This window comes from Pseudonocardia zijingensis (genome assembly GCF_042657305.1).
Taxonomy (GTDB): Bacteria; Actinomycetota; Actinomycetes; order Mycobacteriales; family Pseudonocardiaceae; genus Pseudonocardia; species Pseudonocardia zijingensis.
In genome coordinates this window covers 60,882-84,854 of the sequence record NZ_JBHSKO010000004.1, presented here as the reverse complement: position 1 = coordinate 84,854, position 23,973 = coordinate 60,882, and the positions used below count along the sequence as shown (strand labels likewise).

The 23,973-nt window shown below is 74.1% G+C and carries 24 protein-coding genes; 12 read left to right on the top strand and 12 right to left on the bottom strand.

Features of this window, described 5'->3' with window-relative positions; all coding sequences use genetic code 11:
- Window positions 1–80 precede the first annotated feature (80 nt).
- Entirely contained in the window at window positions 81–956 is an 876-nt protein-coding gene (locus ACFPL3_RS10310; RefSeq protein WP_343943773.1) for an NAD(P)-dependent oxidoreductase, read from the top strand.
- 15 nt (window positions 957–971) lie between these two features.
- Here ACFPL3_RS10310 and ACFPL3_RS10305 read toward each other — a convergent pair whose 3' ends face one another.
- Together ACFPL3_RS10305 and ACFPL3_RS10300 are read right to left on the bottom strand one after the other, a co-directional pair.
- The gene (locus ACFPL3_RS10305) at window positions 972–1,313 is read right to left on the bottom strand and encodes a DUF3140 domain-containing protein (RefSeq protein ID WP_343943772.1); all 342 of its coding nucleotides are present in this window, start codon (window positions 1,311–1,313) and stop codon (window positions 972–974) included.
- 39 nt (window positions 1,314–1,352) lie between these two features.
- Window positions 1,353–1,832 carry a MarR family winged helix-turn-helix transcriptional regulator gene (locus tag ACFPL3_RS10300; protein WP_343943771.1) on the bottom strand — a complete coding sequence of 160 codons (480 nt, stop codon included), beginning with the start codon at window positions 1,830–1,832 and terminating at the stop codon, window positions 1,353–1,355.
- A 111-nt stretch (window positions 1,833–1,943) separates the two neighbouring features.
- On the opposite strand from ACFPL3_RS10300, the gene ACFPL3_RS10295 reads away from it, so the two are divergent.
- From ACFPL3_RS10295 to ACFPL3_RS10260, 8 genes are all read left to right on the top strand, one after another.
- A complete protein-coding gene (locus ACFPL3_RS10295; protein WP_343943770.1) occupies window positions 1,944–2,606 on the top strand; it encodes an FMN-dependent NADH-azoreductase in 663 nt (220 codons plus the stop codon).
- Between the two features lie 92 nt (window positions 2,607–2,698).
- A complete protein-coding gene (locus ACFPL3_RS10290) occupies window positions 2,699–3,703 on the top strand; it encodes a TIGR03557 family F420-dependent LLM class oxidoreductase (protein ID WP_343943769.1) in 1,005 nt (334 codons plus the stop codon).
- Window positions 3,704–3,848: 145 nt separating this feature from the next.
- Complete coding sequence (locus tag ACFPL3_RS10285; RefSeq protein WP_343943768.1) at window positions 3,849–4,859, top strand: LacI family DNA-binding transcriptional regulator; 1,011 nt, start codon at window positions 3,849–3,851, stop codon at window positions 4,857–4,859.
- On the top strand, window positions 4,856–6,064 hold the full coding sequence (locus ACFPL3_RS10280; protein ID WP_343943767.1) for an extracellular solute-binding protein: 1,209 nt from the start codon (window positions 4,856–4,858) through the stop codon (window positions 6,062–6,064). The genes ACFPL3_RS10285 and ACFPL3_RS10280 overlap by 4 nt, the downstream gene beginning before the upstream one ends.
- Window positions 6,061–7,173, top strand: a complete 1,113-nt coding sequence (locus tag ACFPL3_RS10275; RefSeq protein ID WP_343943766.1) for an ABC transporter ATP-binding protein — start codon at window positions 6,061–6,063, stop codon at window positions 7,171–7,173. The genes ACFPL3_RS10280 and ACFPL3_RS10275 overlap by 4 nt, the downstream gene beginning before the upstream one ends.
- 118 nt (window positions 7,174–7,291) lie before the next feature.
- Window positions 7,292–8,203 carry an ABC transporter permease gene (locus ACFPL3_RS10270; protein ID WP_343943765.1) on the top strand — a complete coding sequence of 304 codons (912 nt, stop codon included), beginning with the start codon at window positions 7,292–7,294 and terminating at the stop codon, window positions 8,201–8,203.
- A complete protein-coding gene (locus ACFPL3_RS10265; protein ID WP_343943764.1) occupies window positions 8,203–9,060 on the top strand; it encodes an ABC transporter permease in 858 nt (285 codons plus the stop codon). The genes ACFPL3_RS10270 and ACFPL3_RS10265 overlap by 1 nt, the downstream gene beginning before the upstream one ends.
- A 49-nt stretch (window positions 9,061–9,109) precedes the next feature.
- Entirely contained in the window at window positions 9,110–9,943 is an 834-nt protein-coding gene (locus ACFPL3_RS10260; RefSeq protein WP_343943763.1) for a helix-turn-helix domain-containing protein, read from the top strand.
- Here ACFPL3_RS10260 and ACFPL3_RS10255 read toward each other — a convergent pair.
- From ACFPL3_RS10255 to ACFPL3_RS10245, 3 genes are all read right to left on the bottom strand, one after another.
- The gene (locus ACFPL3_RS10255; protein WP_379588816.1) at window positions 9,920–11,092 is read right to left on the bottom strand and encodes an MFS transporter; all 1,173 of its coding nucleotides are present in this window, start codon (window positions 11,090–11,092) and stop codon (window positions 9,920–9,922) included. The two genes, ACFPL3_RS10260 and ACFPL3_RS10255, sit on opposite strands and share 24 nt — an antisense overlap.
- A gap of 77 nt (window positions 11,093–11,169) precedes the next feature.
- Window positions 11,170–11,550 carry a hypothetical protein gene (locus ACFPL3_RS10250; RefSeq protein ID WP_343943761.1) on the bottom strand — a complete coding sequence of 127 codons (381 nt, stop codon included), beginning with the start codon at window positions 11,548–11,550 and terminating at the stop codon, window positions 11,170–11,172.
- Between the two features lie 43 nt (window positions 11,551–11,593).
- Window positions 11,594–12,496, bottom strand: a complete 903-nt coding sequence (locus ACFPL3_RS10245) for a LysR family transcriptional regulator (RefSeq protein WP_343943760.1) — start codon at window positions 12,494–12,496, stop codon at window positions 11,594–11,596.
- 72 nt (window positions 12,497–12,568) lie between these two features.
- On the opposite strand from ACFPL3_RS10245, the gene ACFPL3_RS10240 reads away from it, so the two are divergent.
- Together ACFPL3_RS10240 and ACFPL3_RS10235 are read left to right on the top strand one after the other, a co-directional pair.
- Window positions 12,569–13,714 carry a M24 family metallopeptidase gene (locus ACFPL3_RS10240; RefSeq protein WP_379588814.1) on the top strand — a complete coding sequence of 382 codons (1,146 nt, stop codon included), beginning with the start codon at window positions 12,569–12,571 and terminating at the stop codon, window positions 13,712–13,714.
- The gene (locus ACFPL3_RS10235; protein WP_343940331.1) at window positions 13,714–14,898 is read left to right on the top strand and encodes a mandelate racemase/muconate lactonizing enzyme family protein; all 1,185 of its coding nucleotides are present in this window, start codon (window positions 13,714–13,716) and stop codon (window positions 14,896–14,898) included. Before ACFPL3_RS10240 ends, ACFPL3_RS10235 begins: the two co-directional genes overlap by 1 nt.
- Window positions 14,899–14,901: 3 nt before the next feature.
- Here ACFPL3_RS10235 and ACFPL3_RS10230 read toward each other — a convergent pair whose 3' ends face one another.
- The 3 genes from ACFPL3_RS10230 to ACFPL3_RS10220 form a co-directional block, all read right to left on the bottom strand.
- On the bottom strand, window positions 14,902–15,651 hold the full coding sequence (locus ACFPL3_RS10230) for a helical backbone metal receptor (protein ID WP_343940333.1): 750 nt from the start codon (window positions 15,649–15,651) through the stop codon (window positions 14,902–14,904).
- Entirely contained in the window at window positions 15,648–16,208 is a 561-nt protein-coding gene (locus ACFPL3_RS10225; protein WP_343940335.1) for a GNAT family N-acetyltransferase, read from the bottom strand. The genes ACFPL3_RS10230 and ACFPL3_RS10225 overlap by 4 nt, the downstream gene beginning before the upstream one ends.
- Window positions 16,209–16,465: 257 nt before the next feature.
- The gene (locus ACFPL3_RS10220; protein WP_343940337.1) at window positions 16,466–17,437 is read right to left on the bottom strand and encodes a LysR substrate-binding domain-containing protein; all 972 of its coding nucleotides are present in this window, start codon (window positions 17,435–17,437) and stop codon (window positions 16,466–16,468) included.
- A 68-nt stretch (window positions 17,438–17,505) separates the two neighbouring features.
- Between ACFPL3_RS10220 and ACFPL3_RS10215 the strand changes: the two genes are divergently transcribed.
- On the top strand, window positions 17,506–18,735 hold the full coding sequence (locus ACFPL3_RS10215; protein ID WP_379588812.1) for an MFS transporter: 1,230 nt from the start codon (window positions 17,506–17,508) through the stop codon (window positions 18,733–18,735).
- A gap of 5 nt (window positions 18,736–18,740) precedes the next feature.
- Here the strand turns inward: ACFPL3_RS10215 and ACFPL3_RS10210 are convergent, their stop codons facing one another.
- From ACFPL3_RS10210 to ACFPL3_RS10195, 4 genes are read right to left on the bottom strand one after another with little or no spacing between them, the layout of a single operon-like run.
- Window positions 18,741–20,039 (bottom strand): MFS transporter, encoded by a 1,299-nt coding sequence (locus tag ACFPL3_RS10210; RefSeq protein WP_343940343.1) that lies wholly within the window; start codon window positions 20,037–20,039, stop codon window positions 18,741–18,743.
- 1 nt (window position 20,040) lies between these two features.
- Complete coding sequence (locus ACFPL3_RS10205; RefSeq protein ID WP_343940345.1) at window positions 20,041–21,681, bottom strand: amidohydrolase; 1,641 nt, start codon at window positions 21,679–21,681, stop codon at window positions 20,041–20,043.
- A gap of 2 nt (window positions 21,682–21,683) precedes the next feature.
- On the bottom strand, window positions 21,684–23,357 hold the full coding sequence (locus ACFPL3_RS10200; protein ID WP_343940347.1) for an urease subunit alpha: 1,674 nt from the start codon (window positions 23,355–23,357) through the stop codon (window positions 21,684–21,686).
- Window positions 23,354–23,929, bottom strand: coding sequence for an urease subunit gamma (locus tag ACFPL3_RS10195; protein ID WP_343940349.1), 576 nt, complete (start codon window positions 23,927–23,929; stop codon window positions 23,354–23,356). Before ACFPL3_RS10195 ends, ACFPL3_RS10200 begins: the two co-directional genes overlap by 4 nt.
- Between the last annotated feature and the right edge of the window lie 44 nt (window positions 23,930–23,973).

Here is a 23,973-nt window from a genome sequence, read left to right as displayed (position 1 = left end):
CACGGTAACCAGCGGGTCCGACAACGGGCCCTGCCCGGCTCGTGCGTGGACCGTGCGAGGTGCCGCCGAGGCTCGGACCCATGACAGACGAGAAGAACGTGACCGTCCTCGGGCTCGGCGCGATGGGGTCGGCACTCGCCGGGGCGCTGCTCGCCGCGGGCCGGCCGGTGACGGTGTGGAACCGCACGCCCGGACGGGCGGACGCGCTGGTGGCGGCAGGAGTCACAGAGGCCGGGAGCGTGGCCGAGGCCGTGGGGGCGAGCCCGCTCGTGGTGGCCTGCCTCTGGGACCACCGGTCGGTGCACGAGACGCTGGACCCGGTGGCGGACGCGCTGGCCGGGCGCACGGTGGTGAACCTGACCAATGGCACCCCGGGGCAGGGCCGCGAGCTGGGCGCCTGGGCGCACGAGCACGGGTTCGCCCTGCTCGACGGCGGGATCATGGCCGTGCCGCCGATGATCGGGACGCCCGCCGCGTTCGTGCTCTACAGCGGGCCCGAGGAGGCGTTCGACGTCCACCGCGCGGCCCTCGACGCGTTCGGGGAGAGCCGCTTCGTCGGCACCGACCACGGCATGGCGGCCCTCTACGACATCGCGCTGCTCAGCGCCATGTACGGGTCGATCATGGGGGAGCTGCACGCGTTCGCGATGGTCCGCTCGGCGGGGGTGCCCGCCGTGGAGTTCGCGCCCCTGCTGCAGCGCTGGACGACCGCGGTCGGTGGGTTCCACGAGCGCACGGCCGAGCTCGTGGACGCCCGCGACTACACCCGCGACGTCGTCTCGAACCTCGGGATGCAGGCGGCCGCGTACCACAACCTGATCGACGCGGCCCACGAGCAGGGCGTGAGCCCGGAGCTGCTCGCGCCGCTGCACGCGCTGATGCTGCGTCGCACGGCCGAGGGCCACGGCCACGAGGACACCGTCGGCCTGATCGAGCTCCTGTTGACCCGCCGGTGACGCCGCGGGCCCCGGCTACGGCGAGGATGTGACCGGCTTGAGCGGGTCGTGCCCCAGCGACATCAGCCGGTGCCGCCACCCGGCCTGACCGGCCGTCGGCTCCAGGTCGTCGCGGCGCTGCGCGTGCACGCGCTCCACCACCCGGCGCATCACGTCCGCGTCGTGCGCGGTGAGGTCGCGGCGCCGCTTGCCGAGGATGGCGAGGACCTGCTGCCCGGTCGGGGTGCCTGCTTGGTCGGGCAGCTCCTCGACCTCCTCGCCCGCGTCGCGGGTGCGCAGCCATTCGGAGAGTTCGCGCGAGGTCATGTTGACCACCCGGTGGAACTCGTGCCACAGCTCGTCGTCGACATCGGCCATGCCTGCGGCCTACCCGCGATCGGCGGGTCCGACGCGGTGTCAGCAGCCTTCGAGCTCTTGCGCGACGTCGCAGGCCGTGCCGTGCCGCTCGCCGCTGGCGAGCGCGACGCGCTGCAGCAGCGTGCGCAGGGTGTGGCGCTCGTCGGGGTCGAGCGGGCCGAGGAGGTGCTCCTCGACCTTTCGCAGCCCGCGTTCGGCGGCGCAGAGGCGCGCGGTGCCCGCCTCGGTGAGCAGCACGCGCCGGGCGCGCCGGTCGGCGGGGTCGGGCTTGCGTTCGACGAGCCCGGCCTTCTCGAGGTCGTCGAGCAGGTAGGTCATCACCGTGCGGTCGACGCCGAGGCTCTGGGCCATCGCGAGCTGGCTGGTGCGCTCGCCGCTGGCGGCGGAGGAGAGCACCTGGTAGCCGCGGGGGCCACCGGGGACACCGGCGACGGCCTCGTTCGCGAGTCGCAGGTACGAGCGCAGGACCGTGCCCAGGGCCCAGCCGAGGTCCTGCTCGACGTCCGGGGGGCTGGTCACCCCTCGATGGTACCCGGGAATGTGGCGAGGAAGACGCTCTGTTGACACGATGGTCTGTGAAGCAGAACATCTGAGCAGTAGCTTTCAGCCCGGTTCCCGGAAGGACCACCGATGAGCTTGTTCCGCCTCGACAGCAGCATCCGCTTCGAGGGCTCGGTCACCCGCGAGGTCGCCGACAGCCTCGAGCGGGCGTGGGTCGAGCACCACCCCGACGACGCCGTGGTCCACCGCGACCTCGGCGCCGACCCGCTGCCCGCGGACGTCTGGGCAACGGCCGCCACGGCCGGCTTCACACCCGAGGACCAGCAGACCCCGGAGCAGCGCGCCGCCGTCGCGCTCGCCACGCAGCTCGCGGACGAGCTCATCTCGGCCGACGCCGCCGTGATCGGCGTGCCGCTGTACAACTTCGGCATCTCGCAGCACGTCAAGGTCTGGATCGACATGCTGATCGCCTCGCCCCAGCTGCGGCCCGGCGGCACTGACGCGCCGCTCGAGGGCAAGCCGATCTCGCTGGTCATCGCCCGCGGCGGCGGCTACGGGCCCGGCACCCCGCGCGACGGGTGGGACCACGCCACCCCGTACCTGCGACGGATCTTCGGCGACGTCTTCCAGGCCGACGTCCAGGTGCTGGAGTGCGAGCTGACGCTCGCCGACATCAACCCGGCGATGGCCGAGCTGCGCGACACGGCAGCGGCCCTGCGGGTGCAGGCCAACGAGCGCGCCGTCGAGACGGGCCGCGCGCTGGCGCAGCGCGTGGCAGCCCGGGCCGCCTGAGGGGAGGCGGCCACTCGAGCGGTACCCGCGGCGTAGGGGGACGCGGCCGCGGGTACCGCCCGGGGGGAACCCCGATGTGAGAGGACGCTGCGATGGTCGCCTTCGGCTACACCCTGCTGTGCGAGCAGCGCGGACCGCGCGAGCTCGTGTCCGACGCGGTCGGGGCCGAGGACGCGGGTTTCGACTTCGCGGTGATCAGCGACCACTACTTCCCCTGGCTCGACAGCCAGGGACACGCCCCGCACGCCTGGCCGGTGCTGGGGGCGGTGGCGGCCGCCACCGAGCGGATGCCGCTCATGACGTACGTGACCTGCCCGATCATGCGCTACCACCCGGTGGTCGTCGCGCAGAAGGCGGCGACGGTGGCGCTGCTGGCCGGCGAGGGGCGCTTCTGCCTCGGGCTCGGGGCGGGCGAGAACCTCAACGAGCACGTGATCGGGGCCGGGTGGCCGCCGGTGAACGTGCGCCACGAGATGCTCGGCGAGGCCGTCGAGATCATCGGTGAGCTGTTCACGGGCGACTACGTCAACCGCAGGGGCGCGCACTACCGCGTCGACTCGGCCAGGCTCTGGGATTGCCCCGAGGGCGGCGTGCCGATCGCCGTCGCAGTCTCGGGGCAGCAGTCGGTGGAGGCGTTCGCGCCGGTGGCCGACGCGATGGTGGCGGTGGAGCCGCGGCCCGATCTGGTGCGGAGCTTCGACGAGGCCGCGGGCACGACGTTGCCCAAGATCGGCCAGCAGCCCATCGCGTGGGGGCCCGACCGGGACGCGGCGATCGCGCTCGCGCACGACCAGTTCCGCTGGTTCAGCGGTGGCTGGAAGGTCAACGCCGAGCTGCCCGGCACCGCGGCGTTCGCCGCCGCCACCCGGTTCGTCACGCCGGACGACGTCGCGGCCTCCATCCCTTGTGGCCCGGACGTGGCCGCGCACGTCGAGGCGGTGCGGCCGTTCGTCGACGCGGGCTTCACACACGTCGCGCTCGTGCAGGTCGGCGGCGACACCCAGCCCGACTACCTGACGTTCGCGCAGCACGAGCTCCTCCCGGCGCTGCGGGAGGAGTACGGCAAGTCCGACGCGCCCGCCATCCGCGTGCGCTGACGCTGCGGCAACCCTGGAAAGGATTGCAACCCTTACATCGTCGTCGTTCGGTAACGGTTCAACCTTCCTGTAAGTAGGGGGTTGACGCGGGTCGTAAACGGTTTCAGACTTCCGCACGCATCGGCCGACCGACGACGGAGGACCCGTGGCGACCACCATCCGCGACGTCGCACGTGCTGCGGGGGTTTCCCAGGCCACCGTGTCGCGTGCGCTGTCGATGCCGGAGCTGGTGCGCGCCGACACGCGGGCGCGGGTGGAAGCGGCGGCCCGCGAGCTGGGCTACCGGCCCAACCGCGCTGCTCGCGGCCTGATCACGGGCCGCACCGGCAACCTCGGCCTGATCGTGCCGGACCTGGCCAACCCGTTCTTCGCGTCCGTGGTGAAGGGCGTGCAGGCCGCGGCGAGGGCCGCCGACCACTCGGTGTTCATCGCCGACACCGACGAGGAGGCCGGCGCCGAGGTCGACCTGTCGCGGGCGCTGTCCAAGCAGGTCGACGGGCTGATCCTGTGCTCGCCGCGCGCCCCGGACGAGGAGCTCGCGGCCGTCGGCTCGGACACCACCGTCGTGCTGATGAACCGGATGGCGGGGGAGCGGCCCAGCGTCACCGTCGACAACGCCGACGGCATGCGTCAGGCCCTCGAGCACCTCGTCGCACTGGGACACCGCCGGATCGCGTTCGTAGCCGGGCCGCGCACGTCGTGGTCCAACGCGCAGCGCGAAACCGGGCTCCGGGGCACCGCCGAGGCGGGCGGGGTGGACCTCGTGCACCTCGGGCACTTCCCGCCGCAGTTCGAGGGCGGGGTCGCGGCGGCCGACCTCGCCGTGGCGTCCGGTGCCACCGCCGTGATCGGCTACAACGACCTGGTCGCGCTCGGGCTGCTCAGCCGCCTCGGTGCCCGTGGCATCCCGGTGCCGGACGCGATCAGCGTGGTGGGCTGCGACGACATCGGCATGTCGGCGATGAACCACCCCGCGCTCACCACCGTGTCCGTGCCCAAACGATCGGCCGGGCGGGCCACGGTGGGCCTGCTGCTGTCGATGCTCGACGCCGGCGCCGAAGCAGGCCCGGTGCACCGCGAACTCCCCACCCAACTCATCGTGCGCGACACGACGACGGTCGCGCCCGTCTCTCCGACGAAGGGATCGACCCGATGACCGTGCAATGGCGCAGGGCACTCACCGCGGGCGGGATCAGCGCGATCCTGTTGCTGGCCGGCTGCGGTGCTCCCGAGGGCCCTGGCACCACGGAGGTGCCCGCGGGCCAGGTGCCGGACCGGCCGTCGGAGCCGGTGACCCTCAACATCCTCGACGTGGCCGGCAACCTGCAGCTCACGCAGGGGATGATCGACGACTTCGTCGCGCAGAACCCGGACATCGTCTCGCGGGTCACCACCGAGAAGGCCGCCGCGCCGGAGATGGCCGGCAAGATCAAGGCGCAGCAGGACGCGGGCCGGCTCGGCATCGACCTGGTGCTCACCGGCACCGACGGCCTGTCCGCCGGCACCGAGCAGGGCCTGTTCACCCCGCTGCTGCCGCAGTTCGCCGACCGCCTCCCCGGCATGAACTCCTACCTCGAGCCCGCGGCCGCGATGCAGGAACTGGCCGCCGACCAGGGCGTGGTGGTGACCTACTACCCGTCGGGGCCGCTCATCGAGTACGCCCCGGACCGGGTGCCGAACCCGCCGAAGACCGCCGAGGAGCTGCTCGCCTACGCGCAGGCCAACCCCGGCAAGGTCGGCTACGCCCGCCCGTCCAACTCGGGCCCGGGCCGCACGTTCCTCATGGGCCTGCCCTACATCCTCGGTGACAGCGACCCGAAGGACCCGGTGAACGGCTGGGACAAGACCTGGGCCTACCTCGCCGAGCTCGACAAGACGATCACGCAGTACCCGTCGGGCACGTCGGACACGATGAAGAACCTGGCCAACGGCACCTACGACATCATCGTCAGCACCACCGGCTGGGACATCAACCCGCGGGCGCTGGGCACGGTTCCCGCCGAGTACCAGGTCGGCACGCTCGAGGGCTTCACCTGGGTCACCGACGCCCACTACGCGGCGATCCCCAAGGGCGTCTCCGCCGACAAGCAGGCCGCCCTGCTCGCGCTGATCCAGTTCATGCTCACCCCCGAGCAGCAGGCCAAGGCCTACGACACCGGCTACTTCTACCCGGGCCCGGCCGTCGAGGGCGTCACGCTCGACATGGCGCCCGCGGAGTCGCAGCAGGTCATCCAGCAGTTCGGCCGCCCCGAGTACGAGTCCATGATCGCGGACCACCCGAAGGCCACCCCGCTGGAGACGAAGGACATGGTCGCGGCGTTCGACCGCTGGGACCGGGAGATCGGTGGGGGCAACTCGTGACCTCCGAGTTCCGCGAGCTGCGGCTCGACGGCGTCGGGCGGCGGTTCTCCGGCAAGGACGCGCTCGCCGACCTCGACCTCACGATCCGGGCGGGCGAGTTCATCGCCCTGCTCGGGCCGTCGGGCTGCGGGAAGTCGACGGCGCTCAACTGCCTCGCCGGGCTGCTGCCGCTCACGTCAGGCAGCATCTGGCAGGACGAGAAGCGCATCGACGTCCTGCCGCCGGAGAAGCGCGGCTTCGGCATGGTCTTCCAGAACTACGCGCTCTTCCCGCACATGTCGGTGCGCCGCAACGTGGCCTTCGGCCTGCAGATGCGCAAGCTGTCCAAGGCCGAGGTGGCGCGCCGCACGGAGGAGGCGATCCGCCTCGTCCAGCTCGAGGAGCACGCCGCCAAGCTGCCCGGCCAGCTGTCGGGCGGGCAGCAGCAGCGCGTCGCGATCGCACGGGCCGTGGTGCTGGAGCCCTCGCTCGTGCTGATGGACGAGCCGCTGTCGAACCTCGACGCGAAGCTGCGGCTGGAGATGCGCACCGAGATCCGCAGGCTGCACCAGTCGCTCGGGCTCACCACCGTCTACGTCACGCACGACCAGGAGGAGGCCCTCTCGCTCGCCGACCGCCTCGTGGTGCTGCGGGCCGGGCGCGTGCAGCAGGTCGGCACCCCGGAGGAGCTGCACGCCACCCCGGCGAACTGGCACGTGGCCGACTTCATGGGCTTCCGCAACATGATCGAGATGACCGTCGCGCGGGTCTCCGGCGACGAGGTGGTGCTCGAGGGCGAGGGCCTGCGGCTCGTCGGCACGGCCATGGGCTCGATCTCCACCGGGGCCACGGTCGTGGCGGCGGTGCGGCCCGAGGACGTCCGGGTCGTCGAGGGCGAGGGCGACAATCGGATCCCCGCCACGGTCGACGTCGTCGAGTACCAGGGCCGGGAGCTGGCAGTGGAGGCCCGCACCGGCACCGGCAGCGGCCGCGCCCTGCACCTGCGCACCGACCAGCGCCTCGCGCCCGAGGACCGGGTGTCGCTCGCGGTGGAACCGCAGCGGTTGCTGGTGTACCCGAAGGAGGCCGGCGACCCGGCCCCCACCGAGCTGGCGGAGGTGACGGGATGACGCCGCTGCCTGGGCGCCCCTCGCCGCGCCCTTATGCCAGCAAAGCCACCTTGCTGGCATATTCGGCCAGCAAAGCCACCTTGCTGGCATCCGGGGCCGGGGCCGGGGGTGGCACGCCGTGACCGCCACGCTCGAGAAGAAGGCCGGGCGCACCGCGCAGGCCCCCGCGCTGCGCCACCGCCTCGCCGAGCGCGGGGTCGACCGGCAGTTGCTCCTGCTGCTCCCGGCCGTGCTGTTCGTGGTGCTGCTGTTCCTCTACCCGTTCTTCTACGGGTTGCAGCTGTCGTTCGCGCCGGAGGCGGGCGGGCCGCTCGGCAGCTACATCGCGTTCTTCTCCGACCCGTACCAGCGCGGCACCATCGGCATCACGCTCGGTCTGTCGCTGCCCGCCGCGCTGCTCAACGTGCTGGCGTCGGTGCCGATCGCCTACCGGATGCGGGGGAGCTTCCGCGGCAAGCGGCTGCTCACCACCGTGCTCGTCGTGCCCATCACGCTGGGCACCGTCCTCACCGCGCAGGGGCTGCTGAACTTCCTCGGCCCGGCCGGGTGGTTCAACAAGGTCCTCGCGGGGTTCGGGGTGGACGAGCCCGCGCAGCTGGTGGGCAACTACTGGGGCGTGTTCTTCTCCCTGGTGATCACCGGGTTCCCGTTCGCGTTCCTGCTGATCCTGTCCTACCTGTCGGGCATCGACCCCACGCTGGAACGCGCCGCGGCCACCCTGGGCGCCGACTGGAAGGCGCGCTTCCGCTACATCACGCTGCCGCTGCTCGCGCCGGGCCTGGCCACCACGTTCTGCCTGGCGTTCGTGCTGGCGTTCAGCGTGTTCCCGTCGGCGGTGCTCGTCGGCAACCCCGCGGGTGAGACCCGCGTGCTCGCGCTCGCCGCCTACCAGGCGGCCTACGAGCAGTACGACTACTCGCTCGCGTCGGCGATCGCCATGATCATGGGCGCGGTCGAGCTGATCGTCATCGCCGTGGTGCTGATGTGGCGCTCGCGGCTCTACACCGGCTCGACGGGGGGCAAGGGCTGATGGCGATCTCGGAGGCGCCCGCGCGGCGGCGCATCGTGGCGAGTCCCGCCGCGTGGCTGGTGTGGGGCGCGGTCGCGTTCTTCCTGGTGAACCTCGCGGGCGTGGTCGGCTCGGTGCTGGTGAGCTCGTTCGGCACCCGCTGGTTCGGCACCTGGCTGCCCGAGGGCTTCACGGTGCACTGGTACGCCGACGCGTGGCGCAGCTTCGGCCTGTTCGACGTCGTGCTCGTCACCCTCCAGGTGTCGCTGCTCGTCGTGCTGATCTCGGTGCTGATCGGCGTGCCGGCCGCCTACGTGCTGGCGCGGCGCACCTTCCCGGGCAAGCAGCTCGTGTACTTCGCGTTCCTGCTGCCGATCCTCATGCCGCCGATCACGTACGGCATCCCGCTGGCCACCGTGCTCTACAAGTACGGGTTCGCGGGCAACATGTCCGGCGTGGTGCTGGCGAACCTGGTGCCGTCGGTGCCGTTCGTGATCCTCACGATGACCCCGTTCATCGAGCAGATCAACCCGAGCATCGAGTCGGCCGCCCGCATGTGCGGGGCCGGGATGCGGGCGCTGTTCCTGCGCGTGCTCGGCCCGCTGCTGGTGCCCGGGATCCTCGCGGCGTCGATCCTCGTGCTGGTGCGCACCGTCGGCATGTTCGAGCTGACGTTCCTGACGGCAGGCCCAGACTCGCAGACGCTGGTGGTCGCGCTCTACTACTCGATGTCGGCGGCCGGGATCCGGGCGCAGCAGTCGGTGGACGCCATGGCCGTGATCTACACGTCCACGATGCTCATCCTGCTGGTGATCGCCCTGCGCTACGTCAACCCGACGCAGCTCGTCGCACGGGTCAGGGAGGCGCCCGAACCCTGATGCCGGGGTCTCCGGGAATGCGGCGCCGCGGGCCTGCGCTGCACGGGCCATGACCACGGTCCTGCCCGACGCCGCCACTGCCGCGACGGATCCGCTGCGGTGGGAACCGCAGTGGGAGATGTCGGCGCTGCGGCACGTCCCGCTCGCGGCCGGGCGGGACGTCGAGCGGCGGTCGTCGTCGGTGTGGGTGCTGGTGCTCAGCGGTGCCGTCGCGCTCGAGACGGCGCAGGGCCGCCGGGCGCTGCGCGCCGGGGACGCCGTCCTCGTCGACGGCGCCACGGCCCACCGCATCACCGCCACCGAGGACTCCGAGGTCGCGGTCGCCGACCTGCGGTCCGCGCACCCGGTGCCCGTCCTGCCGAGCCCGTTCGTCGTGCCCGGCTTCAGCGCCCGGCACTCGGGCATCGCCGCCCTGATCACCCTGTGCCCGCTGCGGGACGAGTGCCGGCCGTCGGCGTTCGTCGCGAGCTACGGCTCCTTGGTCGGCGCGGCGATGGTGGCGTCGTGGCTGGAGGAGGGCGGCCGGCCGGACGAGCCGCCCGCCGGCGCGGACCCCGCCGTCACCGACGTCGTGGCCGCGCTGATGCGCGACCCGGGCCGGGCGTGGACGATCGACGCGATGGCGCGGCTGGTGCACCTGTCGCGCTCCGCGCTGACCGACCGGTTCCGGCGCGCGCTGGGCCGCAGCCCGAGCGAGGTGCTCCGGGACGTGCGGATGCAGGTGGCCCGCAAGCTGCTGCGCGACCCTGCCCGGACCGTCACGCAGGTCGCGTTCGCCGTGGGCTACGGCTCGACGGCCGCGTTCAGCCGCGCGTTCTCCGCGTACGAGGGCGTCGGGCCGCAGGAGTGGCGGGCGTCGTCACGCGCGCGGGACCCGCAGTAGGCCGAAGCCGAGCGCGGCGAGGGCGGCGAAGGTCGCGCCCGTGAGCAGCGCCGCCCCGGCACCGCGCGCGTCGACGATCGCGCCGCCGGCGCTCGCGCCGAGGGTGATCGCCACCTGGAACGCGGTGACCTGCAGTCCCATCGCCGACTCGGCCCGTTCGGGCTCGACCCGGGTGACCCACACCTGGGTCACGACCGGGACCATGTTGAACCCGATCCCCCACACCACGATGCCGACCGCGAGCAGCGGGAGCGACGTCGCCACCGCGGTGAGCAGCAGCCCCACGGCGATCAGCACGGGTGCCGCCGCGGCCGCGGGGCGCAGCCACCGCACGAGCGCGCCCGCGGCGATGTTGCCCGCCATCCCGCCGACGCCCCACACCACCAGCAGCCACGCGGTGCTCGCGGGGGCGACCTCGTCGATCGCGAGCCGGATGTAGGGGTACGCGGCGAAGTTGCCGAACGCGACGAGGACGATGCAGGCCACGCTCGCGACGAGCCGCCCGTTGCGGACCGCGCGCCGCAGCATCGCGAGGCCCGCCCCGGGGTGGGCGGGCACCGGCGGCACGGCCGCGGCGAGGGCGACGGCGCCGAGCACGCTGAGCGCGGCCGCACCCGCGAACGCAGCGCGCCACCCGACGACGTCGCTCACCAGCGCCGCGATCGGGATCCCGACCACGGTCGCGACGCTCACGCCGAAGGCGATGGCCGCGGAGACCAGCCCGCTGCGGCCGGGCACCGCGTGCGTGCCGACGCCGAGCGCGAAGGACCAGTAGCCGGCGATCGCGATCCCGAGCACGAGGCGGCCGGCGAGCAGCACCGCGAAGTGCGGCGCGACCGCGACCGCGAGGTTCGCGACGGCCCCGGCGACGAGCAGGCCGACGAGCACCCGGCGCCGGTCGGTCCGGGGGAGCAGGACCGCGATGCTCGGGGCCGTGACGGCGCCCGCGATCGCCGTCGCCGCGACCGCGAGCCCGGCAGTGCCCTCGCTGACCCCGAGGTCGCCCGCCAGAGCGGGCAGGACGCTCGCGGGGAGGAACTCGCTCGCCACGAGCAGGGCGATCCCGCCGGCGAGCGCGATGACCGGGGTCCAGCCCCGGGAGGTCGTCGTTGGTGCCCGCACCGTGCGGGCGTCGTGGTCGATCGGCACGCGTCGATCGTCGACGCGCCCGCCCCGCAGGTGTTGATCGCACGTCGCCCGGGGTTGATCGGACGACCGGAGCAACGTCAGGCGGGTCGCCTGCAGCGCTCGATCCTCGACACGGGCCCATGGCCGAGATCGGTGTTGACCGTGAACGTCTGCTCGACCGTGCAGAGGACGTGGTCGCCGACCTGCACGTCCGGCAGCATCTCGAAGACCAGGCCGCCGTCAGGTGTCGCGGCGCTCTCCGGTCTGCCCGCGAGGGCGTCCTCCGGGAGCGGTGCGGTGAACTCCACCCTGAAGTAGCGCCCGTCGTCGTCGATCCCCGTGACGACGGCGGGGACCTCGCCCACCCACCGATCGGTGTGGAACAGCGCGTAGGCGAGCCAGCCCACCGGCAGCACGACCAGCGCAGCGACGACCAGCAGCGCGATGACACACCCGCGAGGTCGTCCGGAGCTGCCCACCGGGTGACCCTCTCAGCACGGGCGGCGCCACGGATCCGCAGATCTACGTGGGCACGTCCGGGACGGCCTCGCGCAGGCACCGGGCGAGCGCGGCCACGGCCGGGTGGGCCCCGCGGCCGGCGCGGGTGACGAGCGAGACGGTGCGGGTCAGCTCCGGATCGGCCACGGGGCGCAGCTGCACGTCGGCCGACAGCGGTTCGGCCGCCAGCTCCGGCAGGAGCGACACCCCGAGCCCGGCCGCGACGAGCGCGACGATCACGGTGTAGTCGTCGCTGGCGTAGTCGATCGCGGGCGCGAACCCGGCCACCCCGCACGCCCGCTCCAGCACCGCGCGCAGCGCCGTGTCGCTGTGCGGGGCGATCCAGGCCTCGTCGGCCAGCGACGCGAGCGGGAGCCGGTCCGGGGCCGCGCGGCCGGCCGGGAGGACGGCCAGGAGCGGCTCGGTGAGCAGCGGCTCGACGGTCACGCCCGGGTCGGCGAGCCGCGGGAGCAGGTCGTACTCGTAAACCAGCGCCAGGTCGATGCGGCCGGACCGCACTGCGAGCACGGCCCCGTCGGTCTCCTCCTCGGTGAGCACGACGCGCAGGTCGGGGTGCTCGGCCCGGCAGCGCGCGATCGCGGACGGCACGAACGCGGCAGCCGCCGTGGGGAACGCGGCGAGGCGCGCGGTGCCGCTGACCGAGCCCGCGAGGCCCGCGAGCGCCGCCTCGGCGGCCTCCAGCGCGGCCAGCACGCGCTCCGCGTGACCGACCAGCACGCGGGCGGCCTCGGTGAGCGCCACCCGCCTGCCCTCGCGCACCAGCAGCGGCATCCGCACCTCGCGCTCGAGGAGGGCGAGCTGCTGGGACACCCCGGACGGCGTGTACCCGCAGGCCTCGGCCGTGGCCGCGATGGTGCCGCGGCTCGCGAGCTCGCGGAGCAGGCGCAACCGGCGGGGCTCCAACATGAAGCGATGCTACCGGCGCCGGGAAGGAATCGTCACTTGATCTGAAGTGGGGGCGCGCCGCACGCTGCGTTCGTGACCACCGCCCCGCTCCTGCTCCGGCGCGACCCCGAACGCGCCTCCCGCCTGGCCGCCCTGCGCTCCGCCATGGCCGACCGCGGCCTCGCCGCCGTCGCCGTGACCAGCCCGGAGAACGTCTACTACCTCGTGGGGCTCGACCACCTCGGCTACTTCGCGTTCACGATGCTCGTGGTGCCCGCCGACGGCGAGCCGGTGCTCGTCACGCGCGAGATGGAGCGCGCCACCGTGCTCGCCCAGGCCCCCGCGGTGCGCCACCTCCCCTTCGCCGACGGGGAGGACCCCGCGACCGCCGCCGTGCGGGCCGTCGCCGACGCCGCCCCGGTCGGCGGCACCGTGGGCGTCGAGCAGAGCGGCACCTTCCTCCCGCCCGCGATCATGGACGCGTTGCGGGCCGCGCTCCCGACGCTGACCTGGCGGGACTGCACCGGCATGCTCGCCGCCGCCCGCGCCGTGCAGTCGGCCGCCGAGATCGGCTGGACGCGCCGGGCCGCCGCGGTGTCCGACGCGGCGGTGCGGGCCGGGATCGCCGCCGCCCGGCCGGGCGCCGCCGAGCGGGACGTCGCGGCCGCCACCCAGCACGCGATGATCGCCGCGGGCGGCGAGCCGCCCGGGTTCGTCCCGCTGATCCGGCCCGTGGCGATGCTCGACCAGGAGCACGTCACCTGGGGAGATCGCGGACTGCGCCCGGGGCAGGGGCTGTTCGTGGAGCTCTCGGGCTGCGTGCGCCGCTACCACGCGCCGCTGTCGCGCACCGTCTACCCGGGCCACGCGCCCGCCGAGGCGGTCGAGGCGCACGAGCGGGCGCTCGCGGGGCTCGCCGCCGCCCGCGCCGTGCTGCGGCCCGGCGTCCGCACAGGCGAGGTCTTCGCCGCGTGGCAGCGCGCCGTGGGCGGGACGCCGCGGCGCCACCACTGCGGCTACCTCGTGGGCATCGGCTACCCGCCGAGCTGGGTCGGCGGGCCGGAGGTGCTCGGCATCCGGCCGGACGGGTACGTCGAGGTCGTCGCCGGGATGGTCTTCCACCTCATGTCGTGGGTGCGGCGCCCGACCGGCCACGTCGTCTCCGACACCGCGCTCGTGACCGCCGACGGGTGCGAGCTGCTCACGACCGCCGCCCGCGAGCTCACGGTGGTGGCCTGATGCGGATCACCGGCATGCGCACCACCCCGGTGGCCGTCCCTTTCCGCACCGACGAGATCTGGGCGTTCGGCCGCCGCCGCGGCCAGGTGAGCGTGCTGCTGGAGCTGGAGACCGACGAGGGGGTCGTCGGGCTCGGCGAGGCGGCCACCTACCCGTCGGCCGACATCGTGCTCGCCGTGTTCGCGAGCCTGGAACCGCTGGTGGTCGGCGCCGACCCACTGCGCATCGAGCAGCTCGTGCGGCGCATCGACGTGGTCGGCACCTGGCACCACGTCGGCGCGAGCAGCCCGGCGATCGCCGCGGTCGAGATGGCCTGCTGGGACATCGCGGGCAAGGTCTGCGGGCAGCCGCTGGTGAACCTGTTCGGCGGCCGGTTCCGCGACGAGGTCGAGTTCTTCTGGTACGTGGCCCGCGCCGAACCGGACGAGGTCGCCGAGGAGGGCCGCCGTGCCACCGCGGCCGGGTTCTCCACCTGCTACCTCAAGGTCGGCGCCGACGGCCCGCGCCGCGACGTCGAGCGCGTCGCCGCGTTGCGCGACGGGGCCGGTTCGGGCGCGCGGATCCGGGTGGACGCCAACGAGGCCTGGTCACCGGGCTCGGCCGTGCGCGTGATCCGGGAGCTGGCACGTTACGACCTGGAGCTCGTCGAGCAGCCCGTGTCGGGCCGCAACCTCGACGAGATGGCCCACGTCCGCAGCCGTGTCGACGTGCCGCTGCTCGCCAACGAGGCGTCCTGGACCCGGCAGGCCCAGCTCGCCGTGATCAAGGCCGGGGCCGCCGACGTGATCTCGGTGGACAATCAGATGGACGATGGCCTGGCGAACCTGCGCCGCTCCGCCGGGATGTGCGAGGCCGCCGGGCTGCCGGTGGTGAAGCACAGCCTCGGCGAGCTGGGCGTGGCCCTCGCGGCCGCCGTGCACGCGCTCGCGGCCACGCCGAACGCCCGGCCCGCGCACCAGGCGTACGGCGCCCTGCTCACCGACGACGTCGTGGACGGGTTCGGCGGGCCTGCCGCGAACTACGCCCGCGGCCACCTCGCGGTGCCCGCCGGCCCCGGGTTGGGCGTCGAGCTGGATCGCGACCGGGTGGAGCGCTACGCCGACCTCTACCGGCGCGAGGGCGCCGGGTTCGGCTTCCACGACCGGGAGCGCGTGCACGCCGCGGCCGCGCTGCCGAAGTTCTGACGCCTACCGGGTCGCCAGCGCGGCGGGCAGCACCCGGGCCGCTTCGGCGAGGCTCGGGCCGTACCAGGTCAGGAGCCTGCCGCTGACCAGCGCCGATGGCACTCCGGGGAACGCCTCCGGGCCGTCGTCGGCCGTGAAGAGGTAGGGCTCGTCGGGCAGCACCACCAGGTCGTGGGGAGGCAGGTCGGCCGGGTCGATCCGCGGGTAGCGCTCGTCGGCGTCGGCGAGGGCGTTGTCGACGCCGAGCCGGGCGAGGACCGCGCCGGTGAACGTGTCGCGCCCGACCGCCATCCACGGCTTGCGCCAGATCGGCACCACCGCGCGGCGCCTCACGGCCGGCTCGGGCAGCGCCCGCCACGCCGCCTCGGCCCCGTCGAGCCACGCCGGCCGGTCGAGGCCGCACGCGGCCAACATCCGGGCCAGCGAGTCGAACGCGCCGTCGAGCGTGCGGACGTCGGTGACCCACACCGCGACGCCCGCCGCCCGCAGCGCGTCGAGGTCGCTCTCCCGGTTCTCCTCCTGGTTGGCCACCACCAGGTCGGGCGCCAGCCCGACGATCGCGTCCACGTCCGGGTTCTTGGTGCCGCGCACGCGGGCGACGTCGAGGTCCGCCGGGTGCGTGCACCAGTCGGTGGCGCCGACCAGAAGGCCCGGGGCGGTGGCCGCCACGGCCTCGGTGAGCGAGGGCACGATCGAGACGACCCGCTCCACCCGAGCGGGCACCGGCACGTCGCGTCCGAGGTCGTCTCTCATGCCGGAGACGGTAGGGAGTCGGTGGCCAGCACGCCCATCACGAGCTCGTCGTGCCACTCGCCGTCCCAGCGCAAGGCGTCGCGTCGCCTGCCCTCCAGCACGAACCCGCACTTCTCGTACACCCGCCGCGCGCGGGGGTTGAAGGCGAAGACCCCCAGCTCCACCCGGTGCAGGCCGAGGGTGAACGCGTGGTCCACCACGAGCCGGGTGATCTCCGTGCCGTACCCCTGGTCGTGGTGGCCCGGGGCGAGCATGACCCGGTAGCGGGCGGAGGCGTTGTCGACGTCGAGGGCGTTGAGGACGGCCTCGCCGAGGAAGGCGCCGTCCGCGATCCGCACCGCGGCCCAGTCCGCCCGGTCGTGGTGGTCGCCCCGGGTGGCGAGCCACCGGACCGTCCGCTCCCGGTCGGGACGGACGTGGCTGCCGGTGAGGCGGGCCACCTCCGGGTCGGTGAGCGCGGCGAGGTAGTCGTCGAGCACTGCGGGGCCGAGCGGTTCGAGCTGGACGCGCTCGCCGACGAGCGTCTGCTGGTGCCGGAAGAGGTCCGCGGAGATCACCGGTCCAGCGTGCGACGGCGCTCCGAGGCGTCGCAGCCCTCGCATGCTCACACACGAGGACCACCGCCCACACACCGGTTGCAGCTGATGTGTGAGCCCTACTCCCGGTGTGCGAGCGGCTCGGGCGGCCACCGCCCGCTGCTCACACAACACCTCTCGCGCGCACACATCGACTGCAACCGGTGTGTGAGCCCCACGATCGGTGTGCCGCTGCACTCGGCCGCCAGGCACTCCCGCCGAGTTCAGGAAAGCCACATTCAGGGCCGCAGAGGGCCTGAATGTGGCTTTCCTGAACCCGCGGGGGCGTCGGCTGCGGAGGGGGCGAGCAGCGCCGGCCCGGACCGGAGCAGGAAGTCGCGGAACACCCGCACGGCCGGGCCCGCCTGCCGTTCGGCCACCCAGACGGCCCCGACGGTGCGGGTGGTGCGCGGCTCGGTGACCGGCAGCTCGACGACCCCTGGCGTGACGTGCGTGGAGGGGGCGAGCAGGGCGACCCCCAGCCCGGCGCCGACGAGACCGCGCAGGGTCTCCCCGTCCTCGCCCTCGAACGCCATCCGGGGGACGAACCCGGCCTCGCGGCACCAGGCCTCGGTGAGGCTGCGCAGCCCGAACCCCGGCCGGTAACCCACGAACTGGGCGCCGGCCGCCGCGGCGAGTGGGAGCCCGGCGCGGCGGTCGGCGAGCGGGTGGTCGACGGGCACGACGAGCCGCAGTTCCTGGTCGTACATCGGGGCGCTGACGAGCGCGGGGTCCGACGGCAGCGGCGAGGTCACGCACACGTCCACCTCGCCTGCGCGCAGCCGTTGGATGATCGCGTCGTTGCCGCCCTGGGCGAGGTCGAACCGCACGTCGGGGTGGGTTCGGCGGAACTCGCGCAGCAGCCGCGGCACCGCCTCCGCCCCGAACGTGTGCAGGAAGCCGAGCGCCACCCGGCCGCGCACGGCGTCGGCGTCGGTGACGATCTCGCGGGCCGCCGCGTCGAGCTCGGCCACCGCGCGCTCGGCGTGCCGCAGCAGGGTGCGGCCGGCGCGGGTGAGCCGCACGGCGCGGCCGGCCCGGACGAACAGGGCCACGCCCAGGTCGTGCTCGAGGCGGGCGATGCCGCGGCTCAGGGTGGACTGGGGCACGCCGATCGCGTCGGCGGCCCGGGTCATGTGCTCGGTGCGGGCCACGGCCGTGAAGTGCCGCAGCCGGGGCGCGAGTACGGCGAGCAGCGGCGACTCATCCATTTCGTCATCGTACGAAGTGCAGAGATGCATTGGACGCATCGAAGGGCGGCTCCTTACCGTGGTGGGCGATGACCACCACCGGCCCGGCGCGCACCGGCCACGAGCGCGGCACTCCGGCGTACCGGCGGCTCGGCGCGGCGATGTGGTGCACGGGCCTGGCGACGTTCGTGCTGGTCTACTGCGTGCAGGCGCTCCTGCCGATCTTCGCGGCCGAGTTCGACGTGTCCTCGTCGGTGGCGAGCCTCGCGCTGTCGGCCACCACCGGCGCGCTCGCGCTCGCGATCGTCCCGCTCTCCGCGGTGGTCGAGTCCTGGGGACGCACCCGCGTGATGACCGTGGCCCTCGCGGTCTCCGCGGCGCTGGGTGTGCTCGCCCCGCTCGCGCCCACCTTCGGCGTGCTCGTCGCGGTGCGGGCGCTGCAGGGCGTCACGCTCGCGGCGCTGCCGGCGCTCGCGATGGCGCACGTCACGCGCGAGGTCGCGCCGCGCTGGCTCGGTGGCGCGGTCGGGCTGCTCATCGCGGGCAACACGATCGGCGGGCTGTCCGGGCGGCTCGTCGCCGCCGCCGTGGCCGACGTGGCGGGCTGGCGGGTGGCGCTGGCCGTGATCGGAGGGCTGTCGCTGCTGTGCACGGTGGCGTTCCGGGTGCTGCTGCCGCCCGCGACGGCCCCGGCGGCGCCGCGCGTGCGCCTGCGCGACCTCGGCGGCCCGCTGCGCGCCCAGCTCGCCGATCCCGGCCTGCGGTGCCTGTTCGGCATCGCGTTCCTGCTGATGGGCGCGTTCGTCACCGTCTACAACTACCTGGGCTTCCGGCTGCTCGCGCCTCCGTTCGGGCTGCCGGCCGCGTTGGTGGGGCTGGTCTTCCTCGGCTACCTCGCGGGCACCTGGGCCTCCACCGCCGCCGGTCGGCTCGGGGACCGGTGGGGCCGGCGCAAGGTGCTGTGGGCCGCGGTGCTCGTGGCCGTGCTCGGCGCGTGGGTGACCGTGCCCGACCTGCTGGTCACGGTGCTGGCCGGGCTGCTGGTGGTGACCATCGGGTTCTTCGCCGCCCACTCGGTGGCCAGCAGCTGGGTGGGCAGGCGAGCGTCGATGCTGCCCGCCGGCTCGCCCGCCGTCGCCTCGTCGCTGTACCTGCTCGGCTACTACGCGGGCAGCAGCGTCGGCGGGGCTGTCGGCGGCATCGCCTACGACCACGGCGGCTGGTTCGGGGTGGTCGGGTACGTGACGGGGTTGCTCGCGGTGGCGCTGGTGCTCGCGCTGGCCCTGCGCCGGATCACCGCACCGGCCGCCGCGACCTGACCCCGCTACTTCTTCTGCGCCACCACCTCGTCGCGGGACAGGGAGATGCGCGGGGCGAGCGCCCCGGCGCCTGCCGTGATCAGCGCGATCACCACCAGCAGGAGCGCCGGCGCCCACGACAGCCCGCCGCTCGCGGCCAGCAGCGCGGTGGCCATCAGCGGGACGAACCCGCTCACCACGCCCGCGATGTTGGACGAGAGCGCCACCCCGCTGTAGCGCAGGCGCGCGGGGAACAGGTCGGTGAGCAGGGCGCCGGACACCGCGTAGGGGATCGACAGGCACGCCACCGCGAGCGTGACCCCGAGGATCACGAGCGCCGGGCCGGTGCTGTCGATCATCCAGAACGCGGGGAACGCGATCAGCGCCGAGATCAGCCCGCCGATCAACGTGATGCGCCCGGGCCCGAAGCGCTCGGCCAGCCGCCCGCCCACGAGGAGCACGACGATCTCGACGGCGGCGGCGACGAGCGTGGCCGTGAGCAGCAGCGAGCGTTCCATGCCGAGGGTGGCGGTGCCGTAGCTGATCACGAAGGTGGTGATCAGGTAGAAGCCGCCGATGCCGAGCAGCGCGGACCCGGCACCCACGAGGAGCTGGGGGAACGCCTGGCGCACGACGTCGACCACCGGGGAGCTGGCGACCTCGTCCTCGCGCAGCAGCTGCTCGAACAGCGGCGATTCCTCGACCCGGCGCCGGATCCACAGCGCGATGTAGAGCAGCGGGAAGGCCGCGAGGAACGGCAGTCGCCATCCCCAGGAGTCGAAGCTCTCCGAGGGCAGCAGCCCGACCAGCAGGAACGCCCCCGACGACAGCAGCGTGCCGATCGGGGACCCGATCTGGGGCATGGCGGCGTAGCGGCCGCGACGTTCCTTCGGCGCGTGCTCGACCGCGAGCGTGACGGCCCCGCCCCACTCGCCGCCGACCGCCACGCCCTGCAGCAGCCGCAGCAGGGTGAGCAGGATCGGCGCGGCGACACCGATGGAGAAGTAGGTGGGCAGCAGCCCGATCGCGCCCGTCACGAACCCGATGAGGGTCACCGTGATGATCAGGCACTTGCGGCGTCCGATGCGGTCGCCGAGGTGGCCGAACAGCACCGCGCCGAGCGGGCGCGCGAGGAACCCGACCGCGAACGACGCGAACGCGCCCGCGGTGGCCACCACGACGTCGTCGCTGGCGAAGTACAGCCGGTTGAACACCAGCGACGCCGCGGTGCCGAAGAGGAAGAAGTCGTACCACTCGAGGGCGGTGCCCACGAACGCGCCGAACGCGACCTTGCGCGCCTCGGCTTCGGTGACGGTGACGGCCATGTCATCCCTCCTGGTCGATGCCGAGTTGTTCGGCGCCGTGGACGCAGTTCCCGCCCACGAAGGTCGCGACGACATCCACGTCGCCGATGCGGTCCGGGGCGACGGCGGTGACGTCGTCGCCGAGCAGCACGAAGTCGGCGCACTTGCCGGGGGTGAGGCTGCCGCGTTCGTGGTCCTCGCCCGCCACCCACGCGGCGTCGAGGGTGTAGGCGCGCAGGGCGGTGGCGGCGTCGACGCGTTCGCCCGGGCCGATCACGGCGCCGGACGCGGAGCGGCGCAGCACCATCGACCGCATGCCGAGCAGCGGGGCGCCGTCCGCGACCGGGCGGTCCGAGCTGCCCGGCACCCGCAGGCCGGCGCGCAGGAAGCTCGCGTGCCGGTAGAGGCCCGCGGCCCGCTCCGGTCCGACGGCGGCGGCCATCGTGTCGCCGATCTCGTGTAGGAAGCGCATCTGGGGCACCGGCGTGACGCCGAGCTCCGCCATGCGCGCGACCTGCTGCGGTGAGGTCACGGCGGCGTGCTCGATGCGCGGGCGGGTGTCCGGGCGCGGGTGGGTGCGCTGCATCTCGGCGAAGGCGTCGAGGGCGAGGTCGATCGCGCGGTCGCCGATGGCGTGGGCGGCGACGCGCCACCCGGCGGCGTGGGCGCCCAGGATGCGCGAGCGCAGCAGCTCCGGGTCGTCCTGGAGGTAGCCGTGGGAGTGGCGGTCGCAGAAGGCGTCGTGCATGGCGGCGGTGCGGGCCACGAGCGAGCCGTCGGTGAAGATCTTCATCGGGCCGATGCGCAGGCGGTCGTCGCCGAAGCCGGTGCGGATGCCGAGGTCGAGACCGATGCCGTCGGGGTCGTTCGCGTGCCCGGCCACCGGGTGCAGCGCGTCGGCCACCGGCATGAGCTGCACGCGCACGGTGAGCGCGCCGCTGTCGCGGGCCTCCTGGTAGGCGGCGAGCTCGCGCGGGGAGCGCCCGACCCAGCCGCCGCCGATGCCGCACTCGGTGACGTGGGTGAGGCCCTGCGCGGCGTACACCGCGGAGGCGTTGCCGATGGCGCGCACGAGGTCGGCGCCTGCGTAGGGCACGAGCAGCGCGCTCGCGAGGTTCTGTGCCTGTTCCTCGAGCGTGCCTGTCGGGTCGCCCGCGTCGTCGCGCACCACGACCCCGCCCTCGGGCACCACCGCGGTGCCGGCGAGCACCCCGATGCGGTCGAGCACCGGGCTGTTCACCGTGGTGACGTGCCCGGAGCGGTGCTTGAGCAGCACCGGGCGCCCGCCCGCGGCCCGGTCGAGCTCGCGGCGGTGCGGGTGCCCGCCGATCGCGGTGTCGTCGTAGCCCGCGCCCACCACGAACGCCTCGGCGTCGAGCGTCGCGGCGCGCTCCGCCACCCGGTCGTAGAGGCCGGACAGGTCGTCGAGCCCGGAGAGGTCGACCTCGTCCAGTGATGCGCCGAACCACGCCATGTGGTTGTGCGCGTCGCCGAACCCGGGCACGAGCGCCGCGCCCTGCGCGTCGATCTCCGTGCGCCCGCGCACCCCGTCGGCGTCCAGCGCGAACACGCGGCCGTGGTGCACGGCGAGCGTGCGGGCGCGGGGCCGGGCGTCGTCGACCGTGACGACGGTGGCGTTGCGCACGACCAGATCGATCTCCATCCTCACCCCAGGTGGTGCAGCCGCGTGAGCGGCAGCGTCGCGGACCGGTGCAGTGGGACCTCCTGCCCGTCGACGCGCACCGGGATCGGTTCCGGTGGCACCTCGACAGTGGGGGTGGCGGTGTTGTGCAGCATGTCGGCGCAGGTCAGGCGGCGGCTGCCGGTGATGGGGGAGTAGGTCCGCCCGGCCGGCAGGGCCGCGGTGTCGGCCTGCTCCGAGACGAACACGTGCGCCAGCCGCGCGGGCGCCGTGCCGTGCCCGCCGTAGAACGCGCGCATCCGCCGCGGCTGGGTGAGCCGGGTGGAGCCGGAGCCCGAACCGGCCGCGCCCCAGGCCACGAACCCGGACTTGATGACGAGGTCGGGCTGGGCCCCGAACCAGGCCGGGTTCCACAGCACGATGTCGGCGAGCCGGCCGGGCCGCAACGATCCGACGTGCGCCGCGATCCCGTGCGCCACGGCCGCGTTGTGGGTGAGCTTGGCCAGGTAGCGCAGCACCCGGGCGTTGTTCGCGACGTCGGGGCCGGTCTCGCCGGCCAGCGTCGCCTGCACCGAAGCGAGCTGCCACGTGCGTCGCGCGGTCTCGGCGATGCGGCCCATGCCGAGCGCGTCGGAGTTGACGATGCTGATCGCGCCCTGGTCGTGCAGCCGGTTCTCGGCCGAGATGGCGTGTTCACGGATCCGGCTCTCGGCGATCGCCTTGTCGCTCGGCACGTGCGCGTGCCCGCGGTGCACGGTGAGCGTCATCGGGTGCAGCTCGGCCACGGTGGACGGGGTGAGCGGCAGCGTCGGCGTGGTCGAGCTGGTGAGGACGTTGGGCCGGGAGACGATCGAGAGCAGATCGGGGTGCCCGCCGCCGCCCTCCACGTGGTAGGCGTGCACGGTGCGCCCGCCGACGGCGTCGAGGGTGTCGGCGAGGAAGCCGGACTCGTTGAGCGTGTCGGTGTGCAACGCCACCGGCAGGTCGGCGGCCTCGGCCACGCGGAGGCAGGTGTCGATCACCTCGGGGGTGGCGCCCCAGTCCTCGTGCACCTTGAACCCGGCGCAGCCCGACAGCACCGCCTCCTCCAGCAGCGCGGCCGACGTCGACGATCCGCGCGCGAGGAACGCCGCGTTGATCGGCACGTCCGCCCAGCCCGCGATCAGCGAGTGGAGGTTGTACCGGGGGTTGGCCCCGACGTCCCACACGCCCCCGATGCCCATCCCGACGATGGTGGTGACGCCCGCGGAGAGCGCCGCGGCGGCGAGGTCGGCGTTGGACAGGTGCACGTGCGAGTCGACGATGCCGGGCGTCGCGATCAGCCCTTCGCCGGTGATCATCGCGGTGTGGGCGTCGACCTCGAGCTCGACGCCGTCGAGGACGTCCGGGTTGCCCGCCCGGCCGACGCCCACGATCCGGCCGTCCTTGATCCCGATGTTGGTCTTGCGGACGCCGAGCACCGGGTCGATCAGCACGACGCCGAGCACGACCATGTCCAGCGCGCTGGAGCGGTCGGCGGAGCTGGACACGAGCGCGCCGTGGCGGGCGGTCTTGCCGCAGCCGCCGAGCAGCTCCTCGCCGGGCTCGGTGTCGTCGGCCTCGACCTCCACCCACAGCTCGGTGTCGGCCAGGCGGATGCGGTCGCCGGTGGTGGGCCCGTAACGGCGGGCGTACTCGGTGCGGTCCACAGCGGTCACGCGTCGCCCCCGATCCGCACCACGGCCACCTCGCGTTCGGCGCCCGCCTCCACCCGCACGGCCGTGCCCGCCGGGACGTCGAGCCGGTACCGGCCCTGCGGCGCGTTCACGCGCACGGCGGGGTTGAGCTGGTCCAGCGGCACGTGCGAGGAGACCCAGACCGGCAGCTCGCCGGTGTTGTGGAGCACGGCGGTGGCCCGCTCCCGGCCCGGCGCCAGCTCGAGCGTGCCGTCGGCGGCCCGGACCGCTCCCGGCCCGCCCGCTGCCGGCGGCCCGAACGGCGCGTCGACGTCCACGAGGACGCTGCCGTGCGGGAACAGCGCCTCGACCTGCACCGCGGGCACGGCGGCCGCGACCCCGTCGACGAGCTGGTCGGGCCGCACCACCTCGCGGGCCCGGGCGACGACCTCCTCGTAGGGCCGGCCGTCCCAGGCGAGCTCGCAGATCTCGTCGCACACGAGCGCCACGGCCTCGGGCGCGCCCAGGAGCGCGCCGCGGGCGAGCCTGCGGCGGGCGAGGTCGGCGCCCGCGGCGAGCAGCAGGCGCTCGTGTTCGCGTGGGGTCAGGTGCATCGCCACTCCGGGGTCGGGATCGGCACAGCATGGTGGCCGGGTCT

Bases quoted from the DNA above. Each gene is read 5' to 3' on its own strand.
- ACFPL3_RS10195 (WP_343940349.1), bottom strand. From the start codon at position 23,929: ATGCACCTGACCCCACGCGAACACGAGCGCCTGCTGCTCGCCGCGGGC.
- ACFPL3_RS10265 (WP_343943764.1), top strand. From the start codon at position 8,203: ATGGCGATCTCGGAGGCGCCCGCGCGGCGGCGCATCGTGGCGAGTCCC.
- ACFPL3_RS10290 (WP_343943769.1), top strand. From the start codon at position 2,699: ATGGTCGCCTTCGGCTACACCCTGCTGTGCGAGCAGCGCGGACCGCGC.
- ACFPL3_RS10260 (WP_343943763.1), top strand. From the start codon at position 9,110: ATGACCACGGTCCTGCCCGACGCCGCCACTGCCGCGACGGATCCGCTG.
- ACFPL3_RS10215 (WP_379588812.1), top strand. From the start codon at position 17,506: ATGACCACCACCGGCCCGGCGCGCACCGGCCACGAGCGCGGCACTCCG.
- ACFPL3_RS10220 (WP_343940337.1), bottom strand. From the start codon at position 17,437: ATGGATGAGTCGCCGCTGCTCGCCGTACTCGCGCCCCGGCTGCGGCAC.
- ACFPL3_RS10210 (WP_343940343.1), bottom strand. From the start codon at position 20,039: ATGGCCGTCACCGTCACCGAAGCCGAGGCGCGCAAGGTCGCGTTCGGC.
- ACFPL3_RS10310 (WP_343943773.1), top strand. From the start codon at position 81: ATGACAGACGAGAAGAACGTGACCGTCCTCGGGCTCGGCGCGATGGGG.
- ACFPL3_RS10280 (WP_343943767.1), top strand. From the start codon at position 4,856: ATGACCGTGCAATGGCGCAGGGCACTCACCGCGGGCGGGATCAGCGCG.
- ACFPL3_RS10245 (WP_343943760.1), bottom strand. From the start codon at position 12,496: ATGTTGGAGCCCCGCCGGTTGCGCCTGCTCCGCGAGCTCGCGAGCCGC.
- ACFPL3_RS10295 (WP_343943770.1), top strand. From the start codon at position 1,944: ATGAGCTTGTTCCGCCTCGACAGCAGCATCCGCTTCGAGGGCTCGGTC.
- ACFPL3_RS10205 (WP_343940345.1), bottom strand. From the start codon at position 21,681: ATGGAGATCGATCTGGTCGTGCGCAACGCCACCGTCGTCACGGTCGAC.
- ACFPL3_RS10305 (WP_343943772.1), bottom strand. From the start codon at position 1,313: ATGGCCGATGTCGACGACGAGCTGTGGCACGAGTTCCACCGGGTGGTC.
- ACFPL3_RS10230 (WP_343940333.1), bottom strand. From the start codon at position 15,651: ATGAGAGACGACCTCGGACGCGACGTGCCGGTGCCCGCTCGGGTGGAG.
- ACFPL3_RS10235 (WP_343940331.1), top strand. From the start codon at position 13,714: ATGCGGATCACCGGCATGCGCACCACCCCGGTGGCCGTCCCTTTCCGC.